This window comes from Paenibacillus sp. tmac-D7 (assembly GCF_006519665.1).
Classification (GTDB): Bacteria; Bacillota; Bacilli; order Paenibacillales; family NBRC-103111; genus Paenibacillus_G; species Paenibacillus_G validus.
The window spans coordinates 203,543-225,410 of sequence record NZ_VIDW01000003.1 but is presented as its reverse complement, the minus strand read 5'-3'; the positions used below and the strand labels follow the sequence as shown (position 1 = coordinate 225,410).

Here is a 21,868-nt window from a genome sequence, read left to right as displayed (position 1 = left end):
TAATCTATAAAAGGTGGAGTGAATACACGTCGTGGCAACAATTGAGGATTTTTTAAAGTTAGATATCCGTATAGGTACTGTGACTAAAGCAGAACCTTTTCCAGAAGCACGAAAACCTGCAATAAAATTAGAAATTGATTTTGGTGAAATCGGTATCAAACGCTCTTCTGCCCAAATAACGAGAAGATATGAACCAGAACAACTTATAGGTAATCAAGTGGTCGCAATAGTAAATTTTCCAGTAAGGCGAATTGCTGGTTTTGAATCTGAAGTGTTGGTAATTGGAGGTGTTCCAGAGGAAGGTGATGTTGTACTATTAAAACCAGATGAACCAGTTAAAAATGGTACACCGATTGCCTAATAGAACATTCGGTAATGGATTTTCATTCAACAAACGGATATCTATAGTTGATTAACCGCCTTTTCAGTGGGCGGTTTTCTTATTGGTCCCCAAAATCAACAACAAAATTTAACATAGCCAAAGAAAAAGCCCGGCCAGCGCCGGGCATTTAAACAATCGGAACATAAATGTAAAAGGCCCCGGTTTCTGCATAATCGCTCTCATAAACCTCCATAAAGTCCATGCCGACCGGGTTCAGCATCAGTTTGGACACGCTGATCGATTTATACAAGTCATGAATGGCGGTCTGAAATACGCTGGCCATGCCTTCTTTATAGTGGAAAACCGCATATTGGGACGCGGGGAGCTCCAGTAAAGCCAGCTCGCCGCTTTCCCGCTCGTTCGAAGAGCCTGCCGAAAAACCGGAAAAGTAACGGATGTCCTCCTCCGGAAATCTGGAGTTGTTGAGCGTCACGTTATACAAGCGGTCCACTCCGTTCGGCGTTATCCAATTTCCCACAAATCCGGCTACAAATGCAGACACCCTCCCGAGCCCTTCCTCGGTTTCGGGGTTAAACCGGATCTCCTGTCCGGTCAATGTAACTGCCGGTAAAGAAGCATACGTAAAGTCCACGATGACATCTTTGTTCACATTTTTAAATTCGCGCTCGACGATATGCGGCCTCTCATAGTAGGGCAGCGCCCGACTGCTCCTTTTAAAGCCGGAGGGCGACATGCCGTACATGTTGGAAAAGCTGCGCGTAAACGATTCATGGGAAAGAAAGCCATACTGAAAGGCGATATCGATAATTTTACGGTCGGTTTGCCTGATTGCCTTCGCGGCTTCCGTCAGTCTGCGCGCATCGATGTAAGACTTGACGGTTTTGTTGGTCACCGCGCGGAATATGCGATAGAAGTGCATCGTGGACAGATGATGCCGACCGGCAAGGTCCTCCAGGGTAAGGTCTTGATCAAGATGCTCTTCTATGAAGGCAATCGCCTGGTTTACAATATCGATGTATGTCATCCGCATCCGAACCTTCCTATCCGAGCCAACCGACTTTGTATTCAACCTTTGCAAACAAGCGTACTATCCAAATCATAGCAGATCCCTCCAGCAGCAACAATCTATTCACGGAAACCTGGACTGCCGCTGTTATTGAGCTATCGTTCTTCGTTAGCAAAAAGGTTTGTCTACTATGAAAATTCACTTATAACAGCCTGGATAATTCTTCTATATCTTCAGCTGAAGTGACCAACCCATGAATTGCGGAGGAAATTTCTCCTGTCGCAGCCGACTGCTTGTGTGAGATTTCAGTTGCTTTTTTCACTGAATTAGCGATAAATTCTACTTTTTGATTGAGTAAACGGAGTATACCACGGATTTCATCTACAGATCTGGCACTATCTTCAGCAAGGCTTCTAATTTCTTTGGCAACAACGGCAAAGCCTCTTCCATGTTCCCCTGCTCTGGCTGCTTCAATACCTGCGTTTAAACCAAGAATTTTAGACTTCCCTGCGACTGAGTTGATGAATGTTAAGATCTTTGCCGTTTTATCAACTTGTTCGCTCATTTCTTTTTGCGCAGTGCCCAATAATTCCATAAAATTAGCTAACTCGAGAGCCGAGGAAGAAAGCTCTTGGGTAGATGCAGCAATTTCTTCCGAAGTAGAGGCGAAATGCTGAGCTACAGAACTTAGTTTTTGTTGATTTTCCAAGCTGATACCGATTCCAAAACCCCCAATAACTTTTCCATGCTCATCTGTGATGGGTACACTCTTTGCTTTAAAAGCAATGCCAAAAGCCTCTTTAGGCACACTAACCATTTGTGCTTTATTGGACTTCATAGCTAAATAAATAGCATCGCCTTCTGGAACAGCCATCCCGTCAATAGCACCAAGGTTCAGGTTTGAAGCAGGAAGATATAATAGAAACTTTTCGGTATCGGTTACTCCAATCATCACATCAAAAGGAATTCCCTCTTTTATTTTAGGCGCAAGTTTTACCCAATAATCGAGTAATTCATTCTTTTCATTCACCGTCCATCCCCCCCTAAAATAGTTTATATACTTAAATATAATCTATGATTGTATGCGCTTACATAATGGATAAAATTACTATATCGGATTTTTTTTTGACTGTCAATGTCAGTAGGATGCCTATATTTTCTGTCACATAATCTAAGGGAAATATACCCCCGAATATGCTAAGTTTAACCAATTCCTCTCGTTTACTGCGATTCGAATTCTCCTAACTGTCTGTAACGGCAAATTTTTTGTCGACCACTGGACCCCATATAAGTTACAATAATACTAACTCAATAGCAAAAGGGGATCATTTATGAAATATATCAGCACCCGGGGACAAGTATCCCCCACAGGATTTATCGACGCGATTCTGATGGGACTGGCCGACGACGGCGGCTTGCTCGTGCCTGAGCACATTCCGCAATTATCGGACGATACCCTTAAACAATGGCAGAAACTCACTTATCCGGAGCTCGCCCTAGAGGTGTTCTCCTTATATGTAAACAATGAAATTCCACGTGCGGATCTGAAGAAACTGGTCGACGACAGTTATGCGACATTCCGCCACGAGGATGTAACACCCGTACGCCGGCTCGACAACGGTCGATATGTGTTGGAACTGTTCCATGGCCCAACCTTCGCCTTCAAGGATGTCGCGTTACAATTTCTTGGCAATCTGTATTCCTACGTCTCCCGTAAAACGAACTCCATCATCCACATTCTTGGAGCGACGTCGGGTGACACAGGCGCTTCGGCGATCGAGGGCGTGCGCGGCAAAGAAGGAATCCGCATCTGTATCTTGCATCCACACCAGAAGGTGAGCAAGGTGCAGGAACTTCAGATGACCACGGTCAATGACGCCAACGTGCTTAACCTCGCCGTGGAAGGCACCTTTGATGACTGCCAACGAATCATTAAGGAACTATTCGCCGACGTTAGTTTCAAACACCGGTACCACCTGCGTGCCATCAATTCCATTAATATTGCCCGGATTCTCGCACAGACGGTGTACTACTTCTATGCTTACTTCCAGGTAGCGAACAAAGAGCATGCCGATAAGATCAGCTTCAGCGTACCGACAGGGAACTTCGGCGATATATTTGCCGGTTACCTGGCTCAAAGAATGGGACTTCCCATCCATAAACTGATCTTGGCGACGAACGAGAACAACATCTTGGCACGCTTTGTGAATGAAGGCGTATATCAACCGGGCGCTTTCCGAGGAACATACAGTCCGTCCATGGACATTCAAGTAGCAAGTAACTTCGAGCGATATTTGTTTTACCTGTATGCAGAGGACGCTGACACCGTGACCTCTCTCATGGCGCAGTTCAAAGCGGAAGGCCGCATCGTCATCACCGGAGACGTATTGAAGCGAGTGCAAGCCGACTTCTCGGCCTACAGCGTGGAGAACGAAGAATGCCTAAACACCATCAGTGCGTATTATGAGAAGTACAGTTATCTGCTGGATCCGCATACCGCCTGCGGCGCAGCAGCATCCGACAAGCCAGCGGCGGAGGGAGAGGTCACGGTTGTTCTGTCAACCGCCCACCCGGCGAAGTTCGACGAAGCCATCCGGCTGCGCAATATCAGTCAGACCTACCCCGAGCAAATCCAGGCGCTGTTCGACAAACCGCAAATCCAAACCGTTGTCGGCGGGTCCAACGAAGAAATAAAGAAACAGTTAGTGACGTTTTTTAATTAATCCTCAGCAAGCTGCGTGAGAAAGCCATCCTACGGGATGGCTTTTGTTGTTTGCTGCGTTGTCTTCGGCCATGTCAATTCCTCCAGTCAGCTACGGAATATTTACGCCCCTTAATATGACAATGTTTGATTAATTATTTTATTTAGTCTTTCAATCCGCCCCCATCCGATCCTTTTCCTATCTATATACTACTATTCGTTTTTCCGGTTCCCTACTCGTCCCCATTTAAACATTAGGAAATATATGACATTCATTATCAACTATCGACACTATTTATAAGAGTGTGATATCATATAATTCTTGATAAAGTGGTAACGCAATAAAGCAATGGATACTTAGTAAAAGGTGGTTTTTCATTCGATGAAACGTTTGGCAACTATGGTTATGGTTATCACAGCATCGCTCTCCCTCCTTGCAGGATGCTCCGGTTCGAAGGGCTCGGCAGGCGAGGACAACAAACTGGTGATTGGCATTGACGACAAATTTGCACCGATGGGGTTCCGGGATGAGAAGAATGAGATCGTCGGGTTTGATATCGACTATGCCAAAGCGGCTGCCGAGAAAATGGGCACCACGGTGGAATTTCAACCTATCGACTGGAAAACAAAAGAATCCGAGCTGAGCAGCGGGCGGATCGATCTGATCTGGAACGGATATACGATTACGGACGAGCGCAAAGAGAAAGTCCTCTTCACCAAGCCCTATCTCAAAAATGCACAGGTGGTTGTGACATTGGCAAAATCCAACCTGACCAAGCTCGATGATCTGGCAGGCAAGGTTGTAGGGCTTCAATCGCTTTCTTCCGCAGCAGATGCCTTGAATGACCACCCTATCAAATCCAGGATCAAAACCGTTACGGAGTTTTCGGATAACGTCCTCGCCCTGAGCGATCTGAAGATCGGCCGTGTCGATGCGGTGGTCATTGATGAGGTCGTGATTAAGTATTATATGGCCAAGGAAACGGGCACCTTCAAGCTGCTCAGTGAATCTCTTGCTCCGGAAGAGTACGGAATCGGCGTAAAGAAAGGCAACGACGCCCTGCTTCAGAAGCTGCAAAAAGCGCTTGACGAAATGAACCAGGACGGCACCGCGTCGAAAATCTCGCAAAAATGGTTTGGCGAAGACAAAGTATTAAAGTAAACAAAACCGAATGATGATCAGGCAAGCCGGATTTCTTCTCGGAAATCCTGTTTTGTTTTTGGGGGAATTTCTTCATGTCCGCAGATTACATCACCACCATGATCAAGCCGATGCTGCAAGGGGCCCAAATGACGGTCCTCTTGTTTCTAATCGCCATTGTGGTATCCATTCCGCTGGGCTTCGTGCTCACGCTAGCTGTAAAAAGCAGCATCAAGTCTATCGCTTGGCTCGCCCATTCCTATATCTACATCATGCGCGGGACGCCGCTGCTTCTGCAGCTGCTCTTTATCTGCTTCGGGCTGCCGATGCTGCCGCTGGTCGGCGAATATCTGGTGCTGGACCGGTTTACCGCTGCATGCCTGGGCTTTATCTTGAACTATGCGGCGTATTTTGCCGAGATCTTCCGCGGCGGTCTGCTGGCGATTGATAAAGGCCAATATGAGGCCTCACAGGTGCTGGGTTTGAACAAATGGCAGACCATGACACGAATTATTCTGCCTCAAATGTTCCGCGTTGCACTGCCTGCAGTGTCCAACGAGTCGATTACGCTGATCAAGGATACCGCGCTTCTGTATGCCGTTGCCGTTCCGGAACTGCTGCACTTTGCCCAGACGGCAGTGAACCGGGACTTTACGATCGTGCCTTTCTTTATAGCCGGTATGATTTATCTGCTCATGACGCTCTTGCTAACCGCACTCTTCAAATGGCTGGAACAAAGATTTAAATTTGAATAAAAGGAATGGCGAACGTGGCTATCATTGAAGTAACCAACCTCAAAAAATCATTCGGCACGCTGGATGTGCTGAAGCAGATTACATTTCAAGTAAATAAAAACGATGTGGTTGCGGTGATTGGCCCCTCCGGATCCGGGAAAAGCACGATGCTCCGAAGTCTGGTTCATCTCGAACAGATTAATGGCGGCAGCATCAACGTAGCCGGAGACTATCTTGTCAAGGACGGGGTCTACTCCAAGCCTCAGGAGATCAAGCGGATCACCTCCAAGATGGGCATGGTGTTCCAGCATTTCAATCTGTTCCCGCACCTCACGGTCCAGGAAAATCTGGAGCTCGCTCCCAAAATGGTCAAAAGAGAGCCGAGTGCGGAACTTCGCAGACGAAGCACCGGGCTGCTGGAAAAGGTAGGTCTCGCCGAACGGGCGTCGGCTTACCCGGCCAAGCTCTCAGGCGGCCAAAAGCAACGTGTCGCCATTGCCCGGGCGCTAATGATGAATCCCGAGATCCTGCTGTTCGATGAACCCACCTCCGCCCTCGATCCGGAATTGACCGGCGAGGTACTGCAGGTGATGAAGAGTCTCGCCGAAGAGCATATGACGATGATTGTCGTGACGCATGAAATGGGATTCGCCAAGGAAGTGGCCAATCAGGTGATGTTCATGGATCATGGAGAGATCATCGAAACCGGCCATCCGGAGCAGCTCTTTACAACTCCCCGGTTTGACCGAACGAAAGCCTTCCTGAACCGGAGTTGGCAATAGTTCCTCAGGCGCAGCTCTATCGAATGGATAGACTGCGCTTTTTTGCATGTCTGCTGCCCTCTATCCATTTAATCCGTCCAATTTGACGGCAATTTGCAGCTGCAGCCTCGTTTCCGGATCATCAAGATGAAATCCCAGCTCGTTGCGTATTCGTTCGATCCGGTAATTGACGGTATTATAGTGAATAAACAAACGCTCCGCAGTTTCTTTCACATTGCAATTACTAAGAAAATAAGTTCGCAATGTTTGTAAAAGCGAGCCTTGATGCTTACGGTCATATTCGATTAGCGGCTGTAAAAAAATTCGCTTATATTCCTCCAGTTCCTCGGTTCCTTGCAAGCGGTACAGCAAAAGATATATGCCTAAATCGCGATAATGAACAATCGCATCATTCACATGGCTTTCACGGCATACTTCCGCTGCGCGTTTGGCTTCGCGAAAGCTGGCCGGTACACCGCTTTGATCTTGAGCCTCCCGGCCCAAGCATAATGTCGCGCGCTTCTCCAGAAGTTTGGGGCGCAGCAGAGACCATACGTCTCCCAGCGCATCTTTTCTCCATTTCTGATCTTTCTCACCGCTGTTTATCAACGTGATAAGGACGACTAAGCTCTCTTCGAGAACCGTCCAAATCATATCTTTTTTACCGGCGGCATCCCAGTTTAATCTTCGGGCTATTTCCTGAAGGTCGCTCACCTCCGGCTTTCGTTCATGAAAGGTTACGACGCCTACCAAAAAGGACGATCCCTCGATGAACGGGCGTCCGCATGCTTCTGCCCTCATCCGCAAATCCGCGGGGGAAACGATGCGCCCGGCTATCCAATCCTGCAGAAATTGGTCGATATACTTGGCCTCAATTTTCTTCCTGACTTGCGAGTTGTTTATTTCAAAGCCGATTAGCTCGCTGGCCCAGTTCATCGTCAACGTATCGACAATTCCGTATTCGCTTTGCTGCTCCAGCATCAGCAAAAGAGACGGCTGCTGCACTTGTCCATCGGGCACCGATGTAATGTATACGCGAATCATTTGCTCCCCTGCCTGGATGAAACTGGTTTCAAGGGTTCGGTCCTCCCTGAGTCTCTCCCATCCGGCCTCGTCTACCTGCCTGCATAAATGCTCAGCTGAAGGTGAAGCCATCCAGCGATTTCCCGGGTCCAGCAATACAACCGGGTTTTGAATGAGAAGCTGCAGATGGTGTAAAAACGCATGAAGCCCATCCCCGTGCAATAGCACTTGGGACAGGCGTTGGACCCGGCTTTGAAGAAGCGTTAGCTGTCTTACTTCCGTGACGAGAACGCGTTCCATCACTTCGCGGACAACATCGGAAAATGCGGTATCCGGGGGAAGCTCGATTAAGGGGAGTCCATGAAACTCGGCGGCCTTCACAGCCGAGTCGGGCACGGTGTCTATAAATCGTTTCGTCTTGATGCCCAGAGCGACTACGCCCTTTTGCACAAGCTGCTCAATTAAGGTGACAAACAATTCCGGATTATGTTTTAAGGGATACCCCGTTGTCATTAAGAACTCGCCAGGCTTTACCCAATTAATCACATCGGGAACTTCCATCACATTGATTCTGCTTATCGTCTGCTCCAAGCCGGACCGTCCCCCAAGAAGAACAGCCTCCTTGAAATGAGGGATCGAGAAAAGATCTTTTACAGTAAAGCCGTACACAGCTTCCTTTTCCATCGTTTATTCCTCCCGGTGCACACTTCGTGTCTGTTTTCAATGCAGTCGTTGTCAAGCGTTTCGCAGGCTTTTTACAACCGGCTCCGACATCGACGTCCACCCGAAAATTCCGCCCTGCTGCCAAATCATCCGCAGTGCAGCCGCATGATCTTCAGGATCAAAGGCGGCTGTTGCATCTTCCAGCACAAGACATTCATACCCCCGGTCATTCGCTTCCCGAAGTGTGGTATGCACACAAACATGTGTCGTGACCCCGCATAAAATTAACGCTTCTATCCGGTTTTCTTCAAGAATCGCTTGTAAATCCGTTTGAAAAAACGCTCCTTTTCCAGGCTTGTCGATTATGATCTCCCCCGCTTCGGGGGTGAGTTCGGGAACGATAGCATGTCCCCTTTCTCCACGAATCAGAATTCGCCCCATCGGTCCCTCGTCTCCAATCCCGGCCCCCTGTCTCCGGCTCCGCCTAAGCTTGGACGGCGGACAATCGGACAAATCGGGCAGATGCCCCTCCCGGGTATGAACGATCATCATGCCGGCGAATCTGGCAGCGGCCATGACGCGCGAGATGACCGGGATAATGGACCGTGTGGACGAAATATCATTTCCAAGCCGTTCCCCAAAACCTCCCGGTGCGCAAAAATCATTCTGCATGTCAATGACGACAAGAGCTGTCCGGTCGGGACGAAACACAAACGGATACGGCAGGGACTCATTCAGCGTTAGGGTTGGTTTCATCATTTGACTTCCCTCGTCTCCGGCAATTTTTGAATGCAGGCGAACCAATGCTCAGTTCGAGTTATGCAGATGAAGCCTGAGGAGCGTGCCGATTAATTTATCCGAACTGGACACCGCCCCAAAAACACCGCCTTGCATCGTCGCCATTTTCAGCGCAGCCACATGGTTGCCTACATCGGTTGCGCCGGTACAATCCTCCAGTATCAAGCATTCATACCCGCGATCATTGGCTTCCCGCATCGTGGTATGAACGCCGACGTCCGTGGTGATTCCGGTGAGAATCAGATGCGTAATTCCGCGCGATCTCAGAATCAGATCAAGATCCGTGGCGAAAAAACCGCCCTTGCCGGGCTTATCCACAACAATCTCATCCGGCAAGGGGGTAAGTTCCGTCACAATCCGCCAACCGGGCTCGTCTCTTACCAAGATTCGGCCCGAGGGGCCGACGCTTCCGATCTCCGCACCCGCTCTCCGGCTGCGCCACCGTTTATTGTCCGGTAAATCGGAAAGGTCCGGCCGGTGTCCTTCCCTGGTAAAAACGACGGTGAATTCGGGGATGGACCGAACGACCTCAAGCAATCTGCGGATCGGATCAATCGTACGCGCCGTTAAATGCGGGTCGTACCCCATCCGTTCTACATAGCCGCCTCTTCCGCAAAAATCATTTTGCATATCAATGACTAGCAGCGCTGTTTTCCGGGGGACAAGCTCCCCGTCATAAGGCCATGAATAAGGATAAGACGGAACGGTTATTCTACCTGATTGTCCTTGTTGTCTATGCCATTTCAAATTCGCCGCACGCTCCTTACCCGGGCCTGACGGTACAAATGGTTTACGGTGCTCATTTCGGTATATTTCCGAGGACGCCCTTCACTAAATAATCGGCGGCTTCCAATTTTTCAACGGGCGGTATTTCTCCTTCCTTGATTTGAATTTTGCCCGATTGATCTTCAATAGGCCCTTTGAACGGCTGCAGCGTACCGTCAAGCAATTCCGTTTTTTTCGTTTCCACAAACTTTTTCACATCATCCGGAACCCCCGCACCGAGCGCTGTCATTTGAACGACGTTGTCTTTCAAGGTTCCGCGATATTTACCTTCGTACTTGCTGCCTTTAAATTTACCGTCGACAGCGGTTTTCACCATATCTACGAATAAATCCGGCCAGTTCCATACAGATCCGGTAATCCATCCTTTCGGCGCCAGAGAGGAAGCGTCCGCATGATAGCCAACCGACATGACGCCTCTGCGTTCGGCGGTTTCGATGATCGTTTTGGTACAATCTTGATGCTGCGTCAATACATCTACACCGTTGTCGATCAGCGAGTTGGCCGCATTCGCCTGCTGTCCCGGATCACACCAGCTTCCCGTAAAGACAACCGATGTCGTCGCATCCGGATTTACCGATTTGGCTCCAAGCTCAAAAGCATTTACGTTCAGCAGCACCTGAGGAATCGGAACAGAAACGATATAACCCAATTTCCCTGTTTTGGACATTTTGCCCGCTGCAACGCCGGCAAGATAAATCGGCTCCCAGATCGTACCGAAATAGGTACCCAAATTGTCCGCCGTTTTCAGACCCCCCTGATGAAAGAAAGCAACTTCGGGATGGCGCTTGGCCACGTTCAGCGCAGGATCAAGGTGTCCGTAAGAGGTCGGGAAAATAATTTTGGCCCCTTCCTGGATCATCTGCTCCATGACCCGCTCAGCCTCTGCCGTCTCAGGGACATTCTCGGCCCGCAGCACTTTTAAATCCGGGAACGCCTTTTGGACCGCTTCACTGCCCAGATAAGCCGCCTGGTTATACCCGTAATCATCACGCGCGCCTACGAAGATGAAACCGACAGCAGTCCCGCCTGTTCCCGGAGTGACGGAGCTGGCGCTTTTGGCGGCTTCCGCCCCGCTGCCGCTAGTTGGCGCTTGATTCGATCCGGGTTGGCTGCAGCCGGACAAAAGAATGACAGAAGCCAGCGTTAATGCCAAAAAGCTCTTCATTTTGTTCCATTTCATGTGTGATTCCCTCCATTTTTATATATAAATTCAAGTGAAACCTCATGACCCGGCCGAGTTTCCGGTAAATACTTTACCCAGAGCCTCAGGGGTTTGGCTTCGCTGTCGAAGCTCCACAACCAGCAGAGCCGCAAGGGTCAGCAGATAAGGCAGCATGAACAGGAAGAACGGAGAAATCGGCAGCTGCGTCTGCTGAACGGTAAGCTGCAGAGCTTGAGCGGCACCGAACAAATAAGCGCCGAGCATCGCCCTTGCCGGCTTCCAGGAAGCGAAGATCACAAGCGCGACCGCTACAACGCCCCGCCCTTGCACCATATTCTCCACCCAACTGTGGGTATATGCTACCGAAAGCTGAGCGCCGCCTATGCCGGCCAAAAAACCTCCGGCCAATACGGCTGCATACCGGACCAGCTTCGGATTGAATCCGTTGGCAAAGAGCACTTCCTCTCTTTCGCCGGCAGCTCTGAGAATGACTCCAAGCCGGGTACGAAACAACAAATACCATAACAAAGGCACTAGAACTATGGATAGATAAGTTAACGGATCATGATTGAATAAAATCTGGCCCAGAAACGGAATATCCGATAAGTAAGGGATAGGTATCGGATTAAAACCGACGATTTGCTTGCTGACAAATCCCCGTCCAAAAAACGAAGTAAGCCCCATACCGAAAAACATGATCGTTAGTCCGGTCGCCAGCTGATTGGCATGGCAGGTGAGAACCAGAAAGGCGTGGATTGCAGAGATGAGCAAGCCGCATAATCCGCCTGCCAGCGTACCGAGCCACGGGTTGCCGGTCCAAGCCGTAACCGCGAATCCTCCGAGTGCCCCTGCAAGCATGGAGCCTTCCGTCCCCAGATTGATCACGCCGGCACGTTCCGAGATCAATTCCCCTTGGCTTGCCAGCATGACAGATGTTCCCGAACGAAATGCCCCTGTCAAAATATCCGCTATCATTTATTCAACCTCCTTCCACTGCCGAGCAGAAAGAACAGAACCAGCGCCATCAAAATATAGACCGAAGAAGATGGAAGTCCGGAACCAATCTCAAGCGAGTTGCCGGCAACGCTGATCATCCCGAGCACAAACGCCGAAACGATAAGACGCAGCGGGTGATTCCAGGCCATCCAGGCGGCCAAGAAGCCAAGATACCCGTAATTGACCCCTGTCGCTGGGCGAAGGCGGCCTTCAATACCTGCAATTTCAATCATCCCGGCTATACCCGCCAAAGCGCCCCCGGCAATCAGCACCCAAAAAAACATCTTGTTCACCTTAAGGCCGGCGCGCTCCGCAGCAAAGATGTTACCGCCAAGCACCCGAATACGGAAGCCGAGCTGCGTCTTCGCCAAGACGAACCAAACGACTGCCGCCAGAACAAACGCGATTGCAATGCCTGCATGAAGCCTCGTGCCATCCATAACCGGCAGCCGCAAGGAAGGCGCAATCTCGGGGGAAAAGGGCCAATTGAACGATTTCGGATCTTTTAATAATCCGTGTACAAAGAATCCGACGGTAAAGGAGGCGACGTAATTCAACAGCAGGCTGGTGATCGTTTCATTAAGCTTACCCTTGACCTTAAGAATAGCCGTGACTCCAGCCCAGACCGCCCCTCCCAGAGCGCCGGCGGCGAGCATTAGCGTTAGGCCAGCCCAGGCCGGGAAATGGTCAAGATAAAACACGGCAAACCATGTGGAAAACAGAGCACCGATCGCAAGTTGTCCTTCTCCTCCCACATTAATCAAACCCGCTTTGGCCGGTAAGGCTGCGGCAAGGCCCGTCAAAATGAACGGCGTTGCCTTCAGCAATACTTCGCCAAAGCCATAGGCGCTCCCGAATGTGGAACGAACCATCGAAACGTACAATTGCACCGGGTTTACACCGAAAAACAACAGGAACGCACCAAAGATCATAAAAGGAACGATCAATACGCCGACCTGAAATGCGAACAGCTTTAATTTGCCGCCGAGCGAAAAGGACCGCCCGGGTAATGCAACCGTATCCGCTTGCTGCTTCATGCCAATTCTCCTTTCAACATGCGGGAGCCGATTTCTGATGCATCGGTTTCCGACGGACGATAAGGCCCTCGCAATTGTTTGCCGGAAAGAACAACCAGCCTGTCCGATAATTTGAACAATTCATCCAAATCCTCCGAAAACAGTAATACAGCCGTTCCTCTCTCCGCTAATGTGATCAACTGCTGTTGGATCGTACGCGTCGTTCCTATGTCCAGTCCCCGGCTGGGGTAACTGATGATCAGGATTTTGGGCTTTCTGATCAGGGCTCTGGAAAGCACCATTCGCTGCACATTTCCTCCGGAAAGCTGATCCGCACGCCGATCGGCAGCCGCCAACGCGAGGGCCCGGGCCTCCTCACTACCCTCCAGCAAGCTTCGGACATGCTGCCAATCGATACCGGCTCCTTTAGGCTTCATCGGAATTCCATCCAAGACCATATGCTCAAGTATAGTAAAACCCGGGATCACCGATTCCTTGAGCGGATCCTCAGAGACGAAGCTGACCCCGGCCTCCATAAACGCTTTTGTGCCGCCTTCTAACTCTTTCCCGTCAACCGTAAGCCTGCCGGACGTTAAATGACGCAGACCGAACAGCACTTCGGCCAATTCCCGTTGTCCGCTCCCGGAAATTCCTGCTACACCGGTAATTTCCCCCTGTCTTAAAGTCAATTGAATATCCTTAAGCACCGTTTCGCCATGGTTTCCCAGGATAGTCCCGCGTTCGATTTGAAGCACCACCGGGTTTTCCCGTGCGGCATCTTGGGTTTGCTTGTTCACTGGCTTCAGCGTCTTGGCCCCCATCATTGCCGCAATCAGCACATTCCCATCCAATCCGTCCTCGCGGCTCGCCGTATAGGTGATTTGACCGCTGCGCAGAACGCTTACCTGATCTGCGCAAGCCAGAACTTCATTAATCTTATGTGTAATGAGCAGAATGCCGTATCCGTCTTGTCTAAGCAAACCCAGCATCTGAAGGAAGGCTTCCACTTCTTGAGGCACAAGCACACTGGTCGGTTCGTCAAAAATAATCACGCGCGTTCCGGGAATCAGCAGCACCTTCACGATTTCAAGACGCTGGCGTTGACCTAAATCAAGCTGCCATACATGCGCATCGGGATCAACCGATAATCCGTACTTTTCGGAAATTCCCAGAATGCTGTCACGAAGCTGCTTTCTCCGAAGGCGCCAACCACCACTCGACATGGCAAGTGCGATATTATCCAATACAGTCATTGCCGGAATCAGACGAAAATCCTGAAACACCATGCCAATGCCTTTTGCCTTCGCCTTAAGGGGAGGATGCAATGAAACGGCTTCGCCATCCATATAAATGGCGCCTGCATCGGGGGCATATACCCCGTACAGCATTTTCATTAAAGTGCTTTTACCCGCGCCGTTCTCTCCAAGAATGGCGTGAATAGAGCCTTGTTTCACCTCCAGATTGATGTCTTTATTGACAACCAGCGAACCAAAACGTTTGGTTAAGCCTTCGGTCCGTAACAGATAGAAATCGGCGGTATCCCGAGAATGATTCATCTTCCACCCCACCTTAAATATGTTATATATCATAACATTATAATGAATGATTAATTTACATAGATTATTATAATACCTTTCGATCGCTTTATCTTTATGAATTTGTTACAAAATTAACATTTATTTTTTATTGTTTTTTTTATAAAGATAACATATATATAACATATAATTTCAATAAAATCCCATTTTAAATGTCAGGTTTGGGGCTTTGCCGTTAAAAAAAACTGTCTCTCCAGCTCCAAAGCTCACTTTTGAGACAGCCTTTCATGTTATGTTATACGGCAAAAACTGCCGCTCCTATCCATCCATTCCCGCAGCTATACCGCTTCAACGGCATTACGCCAACCTCCATAGCTCGTTATATCTACGGCCTCTGCCGCGGCATAAGCTTCGCAAATGAATCCTGGAACCTCCACTCCATCCAGCAGCTCGATTTTCCCGATCCCAAGCGGAGCAGGTATGGCTGCGGCAAAAGCACCGAAACGGTCCGTGGGCATTTCCCACAATTCCAATCGAATGGAAGCCCCTCCCTGCTCTTTCCTGATCAAACCCGGTTTGGCAGGATCCGTCGGCAGCTTGATCATTTGATATTTCGCCGCCGTTGCGGCATCACGTACAAAACGCGCACAGAACTCCTTCATTTGCTTTTCCAACGGATACCCGCGCATATGAAGGCCGCAAACGGCGACAGGAACCATATCCCGGGACACGGGTTTCAACTCCGTCGTCAAGTCAACTCCTGCCAGATTGGCAGAGGAATCGGCAAAACAAGCAGCGGCGCCGCATATCAGCGCTTCGTTCTCCGCGAGCGCAAACATTGTGATTCCAAACGGTGTATTCGGCGCGGCGTCTTCCGCCGGCACAGCAACCGCACAAAGATCAAGCAAGTTACAATGATTGGTATAAAGCCCCATAGCACTGTTTGCCGTAATCGGGTTGTTCCTCACTTCTTGAAGAGTCCATGTCCCTGCGCAAGTCGGCAAGATCAGAACGGCGTCTGCCAACCATCTTCTTACTTCAAGCTTATGGGCTTGCAGCGTATGCCAGGCTTTAAACAACGAAGCGGCACTGTAATCCGTTGTCGCACCTGAGCGCAAAATTCGTTCCGTCACCGGCAGAGCGCTGCCCGGATGCGCTTCGACGAAATCGCCTAATCCGGCCCACCGCTCAGCGACAAACGGTCCGTCGTACAACAGCGCCGACGTTTGAGATAGCTTGCTTGTATCCGTATATTCGACGGGGATGCCCAGCTTCTTCAATCTTTCTACAGCCAAATCCCAAGCTTGGCTGTACTCGTTCGCAAAGGTTCCGAAAAAATTCAGCGGCTCTTTAGGCAAATAAATTTTTCGAGGGAGCGCAGGCGTCGGAGCCGGAAAGCTTCGTGACCAAGGATTGGCATGATCAACGCCCCGCGCTACAGCATCTACCGCGAGCGCGTCTTCCAAACTGTGCGCAAGCACCGAAACACAGTCCAAGCCGGCGCAGGCCGGAACAACGCCTTTTGTCGACCACGCTCCCAGCGTCGGCTTATAACCGACAAGCCTGTTCAAGGCAGCCGGTACACGTCCCGACCCCGCAGTATCCGTCCCCAGAGCGAAAGCTGCATGACCGCGCGCTACAGCAACTGCGGAACCTGAGCTTGAACCCCCACTGATCAGTTCTCCACGCAAGGCGTTTTTTGTCTCGCCGTAAGGACTTCTTACTCCCACCAAACCGGTTGCGAATTGATCCAGGTTCGCTTTGCCGACGGGAATAGCTCCAGCTTCAATTAATCGTTCTACAACGGTCGCATGTTCTGTCGGCGTATATTCAAAATCCGGGCAACCCGCCGTTGTCGGAACATGCGCCAAGTCAATATTGTCTTTGATCGCAAAAGGAATCCCCCACAGCGGCGCTTGTCCCTTGTCCAAAAGCTTCAGACGGTCCAAGTAAGGCTGAATCATCTTCATGCTGGGCGGCGTAATCCATATATTCATTTCCGCATCTTCGGCGGCCCGGTTTATAATTTCATTCACAACTTCTTCAGGACTCCAAACATTGTTTTGATACATTTCCCGTAACCAAGAAATCGACAATTCTCTCGGAAGCATGCGGGTGTTCATCCATTATCACCATCCTTTTTTGTAACATCCTTTACCAAGTGCGTGTTAAAAAATTGATTCGACGGCACAGCTTCCTCAACCGGCAGGAAGATACTGATTTGCTCCGACGGAACGATATCGTCGTTAAGTACGGAGTGTACGGTTCCTGCCGGAACGTGAAAGGTATCCCCGGCCTGATAGTTTTTCCACTCCCCATTACACAGCAGCTTTACTTTCCCAACCGTAATATGGATGATTTCCGCTACATCATGATAATGCGGGAGCACCTGTCCGCCCGGACCGATTTTTTCCCAGAGGATGGAGCTGGTCCTTATTCCCAGCCCATCCGCCTGCTGTGCATTCAAGATTTCCCGGTGATACAGCTCTCTGTGGTTGGGCATTAGCTCCCATTCCATCTCATCGCCAACAATAACTTTGGTTTCATTTCCCGTGATCATGTGATGTCCTCCTCAACGATAGCTAGCCGGATTGTCCGTTTAGAAATGCTCCAACGCTTTCAGCACCCGGGAAGAGTCGGATACACTGCCGAAAACCCCACCCTGCATCGTTACCATTTTGAGAGCCGCCTGATGATTGCCGATATCCGTCGCCCCGGTGCAATCTTCCAAAATCAAACATTCATAACCTCTGTCGTTCGCTTCCCGCATCGTCGTATGCACACATACATCTGTGGTAATGCCAGTTAAAATCAAATGTGTAATGCCTTTGTTTTTCAAAATCAAATCCAGGTCCGTCGCATAAAAACTTCCTTTGCCGGGCTTGTCGATCACCGGTTCCCCTTCCAAAGGCTTTAGTTCTTCAATAATGTTCCAGCCCGGCTCCCCCCGAACAAGAATACGGCCCGCGGGCCCGGGAGAACCGATCTCCGCACCAATCTGTTTACTTCGCCATCTTTTGTTCGCAGGAAGATCGGAAAGATCGGGCTTATGCCCTTCCCGCGTATGAATGACCGTAAAACCCGGAATTTTCCGTACCCTCTCCAACAGCGCTTGAATAGGCTGAATGGCTCTTGCCGTCAAGGAAATGTCATAGCCCATCCGATCCACATACCCCCCTTTTCCACAAAAATCGATTTGCATATCGATGATGACAAGCGCCGTTTTCTCCGGCACAATCTTCCCGTCAAACGGCCAGTTGTACGGGTTCGCTTCCACTTGCATAAAATCACATCCCTTTCTCCCTGCTTAAACGATGATATATAACTTAACAAATGTTTGGGAAAAGGTTGTTATTGTATGATCCCCGTCCCTTATTGTTATATTATATGACGTAAAAAACCTGATTTCATTATCATCATTCAACAATTAATGGGGATTTTTATTGTGTCTTTTTAACAAAAAACGATTGATTATAAATATTGTGTCATTTTTTATTACATTGAAATCGTTTGTAAAATCATATGTGCAAAAAAAATAGACCTTTTTCCGGATATTCCGGAATAGAGTCTACTGCTTGTTTTTAACGCTTTCCTGACTAAAAAAGAGGGACCCTAGTCCCTCTTTCCGGTTAAAGATTGATTCAAAATTTGCATTTTTTCAATTTGATCTTTCGTTTCCTTCGTCCCTAAAGCGTGAATTTTTCGATAGATTTCTTGTAAGGCCATATCGTATCCGACGTTGGCCTGGTCGTAATGATAAGGAATGCCTGCCGCATGCGCTCTCCAAAAAGTGTCTATCTCGAAATCTTCCTCGACTTCAAACAACTCCTGAAGCTGCTTAATTTCTTCGTCGGTTGCCTCGATTTCTAATTCATAGGCGGCATCGCCTTGATTAGACATGATCGACCTGGATTGAACCGATACATAATACTTATTTCTCTCCATGTTAGTCCTCCGCGTTAATAAAAATAATACATCCAAATAGCGGCTCCGATCGCAAGAACAATCGGAAACAGCACATAAGCTATCATCATGGGGTTAGCGATGAAGTAATGCTTGACTGAAGTGGGATTCACTCCTTTATCCATTTCTTTGGTTCGCTGCCTCCGGATCAATACAATGGAAGCGATCAAAGAAATAACGATGATCAAGTAAGCCAAAGAAAGCAAAATTTTCAACATCGCATTATCGGACTCCTTAATTTAAAATTATTGTTATTTATTTTTCGTTAAAGAGATAAAAATTATGATTGACGGTTGACTCCTCAATCGGACTATTATTTGGAAAAAAATAAAAAACCTTGATTTCTCAAGGTTTTGTCACACCATTCCCGTATTAATTCCAAACGTCTTGTGCAATATTAACGACAAGACGTATTTTGTCCCACTGCTCCTCTTCCGTGAGAAGATTGCCTTCTTCCGTTGAAGCAAAACCGCATTGGGGGCTTAAGCAGAGCTGATCCAAGCTTACATACTGGGCAGCTTCATGAATTCTTGCTTTGATACGCTCCGGATTTTCCAGTTCACCGAATTTGGACGTGATTAATCCTAATACAAGTTGGATATCCTTTCTATTTACATGACGTAAAGGTTCAAATCCGCCGGATCGCTCATCATCAAATTCTAAAAACAGTCCGTCTACCTTGAGTTTGCCAAAAATAAATTCGGATACGCGATCATACCCGCCACTGGCCACATAAGTAGATTTAAAATTGCCCCTGCATATGTGCATCGTAATCTTCATATCTTCCGGCTTATTGGCTATCGATTCGTTAATAGCCCTGGTGAACAGCTGTGCTAATTGTTCCGCAGAAAAGCCTCTTGCCGCAATTTGTTCCTGACCTTTCTCGGAGAAAAATACGGACCACGAGGTATCATCCAATTGTAAATAGCGGCAACCAGCATCGTAGAAAGCCTGAATCGCTTTTTGATAAGCTGCGATCAAATCATTAAAAAATTCATCATAATTCGGATAAACGTCTTCTTCAATATGCCCTCTAAAAAATAACATGTTCGGACTAGGAATTGTAAATTTAGCAACATGCTTGCCTGCAATTTGATGAAGGAATTTATAATCCTCGATCATAGGATGGTTATGAAAATCTACTTTACCTGTTACTTTCACTCCGTGAGCTTTGGTTTGAACACCCTGAAATTGAATCCCTTGCTCCGTTTCATAGAGCTCAACACCAACAAGCTGCGATAGAAAATCGAAATGCCACCAAGCGCGTCGAAACTCACCGTCCGTCACAGCGGCCAAGCCCAATTTTTTTTGCATGTCAACAAGCCGGACGATTTCTTCATCTTCAATGATACGCAATTGCTCTGCTGTAATTTCCCCATTTTGCTTTTGTAAACGCGCCTGTTTAAGTCGCTCCGGTCTTAAAAAACTACCTACATGATCTGCCCGGAATGGTCCTTTAGCCAGTACTGCCGTCATTTTGCACATCTCCTCTTCTAAAATAGGATGTAGTGAAGCCGGATTCACTCCACATAGGATGATCCAAATGAAAAACCATGCAAAAAAGACATCTTCACCTCAACAAAAAGAAGGAAAAGATGCCTATGATTGCATGTGAACAAGCAGCGGCTCGTCTTTAACACTTTCCTATCTTCCGTAGGTTAAAGCAGTGTTGTCAGAACAGGCAGGTCTCCTGGCTCCGGAATTCACATCATCAGCGGCCTTCCCGATCCACGTTTATCAAGATCAGTGGCAGTATAGCTGAGACTCCTCCGTTACAGTGGCGGGACCGCGTCGGCTTTGCACCGGACTTCCCTATTAAGCTTTAGCTATGGCTAGAGCACCTTGTTCCCACAGGTTTTCAGTTGTAATTAATTAAGATCTTATCCTATTATCCTGTTAATATCAAGTTAGAATATAGCACAGCGATGCTTTATTACATGACTTATGTGGTTGTTCATCTAGCATGCGCTTGCGGCAGATCAGGGAGCTCATTCACCGAAATAACTTCATCGGTTTTCTTTTGGGGCTTCTGCCAATATTGATCGCTACCTGGCAGATCATCGAACCATGCCGCATCTTCAGGGCAATCCAACACTATGAACTTGCCGTATTCGTTATCCCGCGACTGGTGATATTTCAGATAGGCCTTTCCGTTATCAATAGCCAGAATTTCGATTTTGCCGGAGGTGTGACTCATGGATAGACGCACCCTTTTACCTAAGCCTGAAGTGCGCGCCTTGGCTTCTTCCACGATTCGGTACACTTGCTGCAGCGGCAGAACGAACTCGCGATTGCCGGCCACCGGACGATTGACGAAGAAATAATAGGGGGTTACGCCGGCCCATGACAGCTTATCCAGCAGCTCTGCCAATCGTTCGGGGTTATCGTTGATCCCTCTAAGAATAGGCGTCTGATTGACAACAATAGCGCCGGCTTGATGAAGAGCTTCAAAGCCTTTCTTGGCTTCGGCGGTAATCTCGCGAGGATGATTGATATGCGCCATCACATAAATCCGCTGGTTTACGTTTGAATGACGGCGGATGACTTCCAGCAATCGTTCGTCTTCATAAATCCGCATCGGATTAAAAACAGGTATTTTCGAACCGAGCCTTATAATTTTAACATGGTCGATTTCTCTTAACCGGCTCAGGATGCTTTCCAATTTGGCTGTTGCCAGAATCAAGCTATCTCCTCCGGTAAGCAGCACGTTGTTAATTTCCGGATGACTCGCAATGTAGGCTAGACCGGGATCCATATCTTTCGTCGCTTCATGAACGTCATTGCGAAAGAGTCGCTTCCGGAAACAATATCGGCAGTATGCACCGCATACTTCAGAAACCAGCAAGAGAGCCGTAGTCCGATATTTGTGCTGGCAGCCCGGCACTACGTAATTGGTATCCTCATCGGAGGCATCCCAACGCCCATATTCGGATAACTCCCCTTCATTAGGGATGACCAGCTTTCGGATCGGATCTTCAGGATCGTCCCAATCAATCAGGTTCAAATAATAGTCGTTCACCCGAAATACAAACTTATCTGTAATCGGTTTAAGCTTCTTTCTTTCATCCTCAGGAATTTCCAGTATCTTATCAATATCCGTTATATATTTCGGCTGTGTCATATTTGCTCCTCCTACTACGAGTTTTTTCAAACCACAGACCTGATCTGGTTCCCTCCTTTTCCTGGAATAAACGATTTGTGCTTTCTTTTAACAAGTAAAACAAAAAAGACCCGATCGAG

The 21,868-nt window shown here is 48.4% G+C and carries 21 protein-coding genes and 1 riboswitch; of the genes, 5 read left to right on the top strand and 16 right to left on the bottom strand.

From position 1 onward, the window contains the following. Window positions 1-31 precede the first annotated feature (31 nt). Window positions 32-361 carry a chaperone CsaA gene (gene csaA / locus FKP33_RS03780; RefSeq protein WP_127604269.1) on the top strand — a complete coding sequence of 110 codons (330 nt, stop codon included), beginning with the start codon at window positions 32-34 and terminating at the stop codon, window positions 359-361. 148 nt (window positions 362-509) lie between these two features. Here the strand turns inward: csaA and FKP33_RS03775 are convergent, their stop codons facing one another. Together FKP33_RS03775 and FKP33_RS03770 are read right to left on the bottom strand one after the other, a co-directional pair. Then, the gene (locus FKP33_RS03775; protein WP_141333953.1) at window positions 510-1,373 is read right to left on the bottom strand and encodes an AraC family transcriptional regulator; all 864 of its coding nucleotides are present in this window, start codon (window positions 1,371-1,373) and stop codon (window positions 510-512) included. 178 nt (window positions 1,374-1,551) lie between these two features. Beyond that, window positions 1,552-2,379 (bottom strand): methyl-accepting chemotaxis protein, encoded by an 828-nt coding sequence (locus tag FKP33_RS03770; protein ID WP_127604273.1) that lies wholly within the window; start codon window positions 2,377-2,379, stop codon window positions 1,552-1,554. A gap of 301 nt (window positions 2,380-2,680) precedes the next feature. Between FKP33_RS03770 and thrC the strand changes: the two genes are divergently transcribed. From thrC to FKP33_RS03750, 4 genes are all read left to right on the top strand, one after another. Beyond that, window positions 2,681-4,072 (top strand): threonine synthase, encoded by a 1,392-nt coding sequence (gene thrC / locus FKP33_RS03765; RefSeq protein ID WP_141333952.1) that lies wholly within the window; start codon window positions 2,681-2,683, stop codon window positions 4,070-4,072. A gap of 360 nt (window positions 4,073-4,432) precedes the next feature. Beyond that, window positions 4,433-5,212, top strand: a complete 780-nt coding sequence (locus FKP33_RS03760) for an amino acid ABC transporter substrate-binding protein (RefSeq protein WP_054799497.1) — start codon at window positions 4,433-4,435, stop codon at window positions 5,210-5,212. A 74-nt stretch (window positions 5,213-5,286) separates the two neighbouring features. Beyond that, window positions 5,287-5,946 (top strand): amino acid ABC transporter permease, encoded by a 660-nt coding sequence (locus FKP33_RS03755; RefSeq protein ID WP_054799498.1) that lies wholly within the window; start codon window positions 5,287-5,289, stop codon window positions 5,944-5,946. A gap of 14 nt (window positions 5,947-5,960) precedes the next feature. Next, window positions 5,961-6,707, top strand: a complete 747-nt coding sequence (locus tag FKP33_RS03750; RefSeq protein WP_141333973.1) for an amino acid ABC transporter ATP-binding protein — start codon at window positions 5,961-5,963, stop codon at window positions 6,705-6,707. 60 nt (window positions 6,708-6,767) lie between these two features. On the opposite strand, the gene FKP33_RS03745 is transcribed toward FKP33_RS03750, so the two are convergent. From FKP33_RS03745 to FKP33_RS03680, 14 genes are all read right to left on the bottom strand, one after another. Beyond that, window positions 6,768-8,393 (bottom strand): PucR family transcriptional regulator, encoded by a 1,626-nt coding sequence (locus FKP33_RS03745; RefSeq protein ID WP_127604280.1) that lies wholly within the window; start codon window positions 8,391-8,393, stop codon window positions 6,768-6,770. Between the two features lie 51 nt (window positions 8,394-8,444). Further along, window positions 8,445-9,131, bottom strand: a complete 687-nt coding sequence (locus tag FKP33_RS03740; protein ID WP_219996636.1) for a cysteine hydrolase family protein — start codon at window positions 9,129-9,131, stop codon at window positions 8,445-8,447. A 48-nt stretch (window positions 9,132-9,179) separates the two neighbouring features. Beyond that, complete coding sequence (gene biuH / locus FKP33_RS03735) at window positions 9,180-9,917, bottom strand: biuret amidohydrolase (RefSeq protein ID WP_236595873.1); 738 nt, start codon at window positions 9,915-9,917, stop codon at window positions 9,180-9,182. 52 nt (window positions 9,918-9,969) lie between these two features. Next, window positions 9,970-11,136: a BMP family ABC transporter substrate-binding protein gene (locus tag FKP33_RS03730; protein ID WP_141333951.1), complete on the bottom strand. Its 1,167-nt coding sequence runs from the start codon at window positions 11,134-11,136 to the stop codon at window positions 9,970-9,972. Window positions 11,137-11,178: 42 nt separating this feature from the next. Further along, a complete protein-coding gene (locus tag FKP33_RS03725; RefSeq protein WP_127604284.1) occupies window positions 11,179-12,093 on the bottom strand; it encodes an ABC transporter permease in 915 nt (304 codons plus the stop codon). Next, the gene (locus FKP33_RS03720) at window positions 12,090-13,151 is read right to left on the bottom strand and encodes an ABC transporter permease (RefSeq protein WP_141333950.1); all 1,062 of its coding nucleotides are present in this window, start codon (window positions 13,149-13,151) and stop codon (window positions 12,090-12,092) included. The genes FKP33_RS03725 and FKP33_RS03720 overlap by 4 nt, the downstream gene beginning before the upstream one ends. Next, entirely contained in the window at window positions 13,148-14,686 is a 1,539-nt protein-coding gene (locus tag FKP33_RS03715; RefSeq protein WP_164751688.1) for an ABC transporter ATP-binding protein, read from the bottom strand. The genes FKP33_RS03720 and FKP33_RS03715 overlap by 4 nt, the downstream gene beginning before the upstream one ends. Window positions 14,687-15,003: 317 nt before the next feature. Next, window positions 15,004-16,788: an allophanate hydrolase gene (atzF, locus tag FKP33_RS03710; RefSeq protein ID WP_181410035.1), complete on the bottom strand. Its 1,785-nt coding sequence runs from the start codon at window positions 16,786-16,788 to the stop codon at window positions 15,004-15,006. After that, complete coding sequence (locus tag FKP33_RS03705; protein ID WP_141333949.1) at window positions 16,785-17,225, bottom strand: cupin domain-containing protein; 441 nt, start codon at window positions 17,223-17,225, stop codon at window positions 16,785-16,787. Before FKP33_RS03705 ends, atzF begins: the two co-directional genes overlap by 4 nt. A gap of 39 nt (window positions 17,226-17,264) precedes the next feature. After that, window positions 17,265-17,948, bottom strand: coding sequence for a biuret amidohydrolase (gene biuH / locus FKP33_RS03700; RefSeq protein ID WP_127604291.1), 684 nt, complete (start codon window positions 17,946-17,948; stop codon window positions 17,265-17,267). A 329-nt stretch (window positions 17,949-18,277) separates the two neighbouring features. Beyond that, on the bottom strand, window positions 18,278-18,610 hold the full coding sequence (locus tag FKP33_RS03695; RefSeq protein ID WP_127604293.1) for a hypothetical protein: 333 nt from the start codon (window positions 18,608-18,610) through the stop codon (window positions 18,278-18,280). A gap of 14 nt (window positions 18,611-18,624) precedes the next feature. Further along, window positions 18,625-18,846 (bottom strand): hypothetical protein, encoded by a 222-nt coding sequence (locus FKP33_RS03690; RefSeq protein WP_054796705.1) that lies wholly within the window; start codon window positions 18,844-18,846, stop codon window positions 18,625-18,627. Window positions 18,847-19,000: 154 nt separating this feature from the next. Continuing rightward, window positions 19,001-20,104 carry a 5-methyltetrahydropteroyltriglutamate--homocysteine S-methyltransferase gene (locus tag FKP33_RS03685; RefSeq protein ID WP_141333948.1) on the bottom strand — a complete coding sequence of 368 codons (1,104 nt, stop codon included), beginning with the start codon at window positions 20,102-20,104 and terminating at the stop codon, window positions 19,001-19,003. Window positions 20,105-20,291: 187 nt separating this feature from the next. Beyond that, a riboswitch (cobalamin riboswitch) is annotated at window positions 20,292-20,489 on the bottom strand. Between the two features lie 93 nt (window positions 20,490-20,582). Then, window positions 20,583-21,749 carry a KamA family radical SAM protein gene (locus FKP33_RS03680; protein ID WP_141333947.1) on the bottom strand — a complete coding sequence of 389 codons (1,167 nt, stop codon included), beginning with the start codon at window positions 21,747-21,749 and terminating at the stop codon, window positions 20,583-20,585. Window positions 21,750-21,868: the final 119 nt, after the last annotated feature.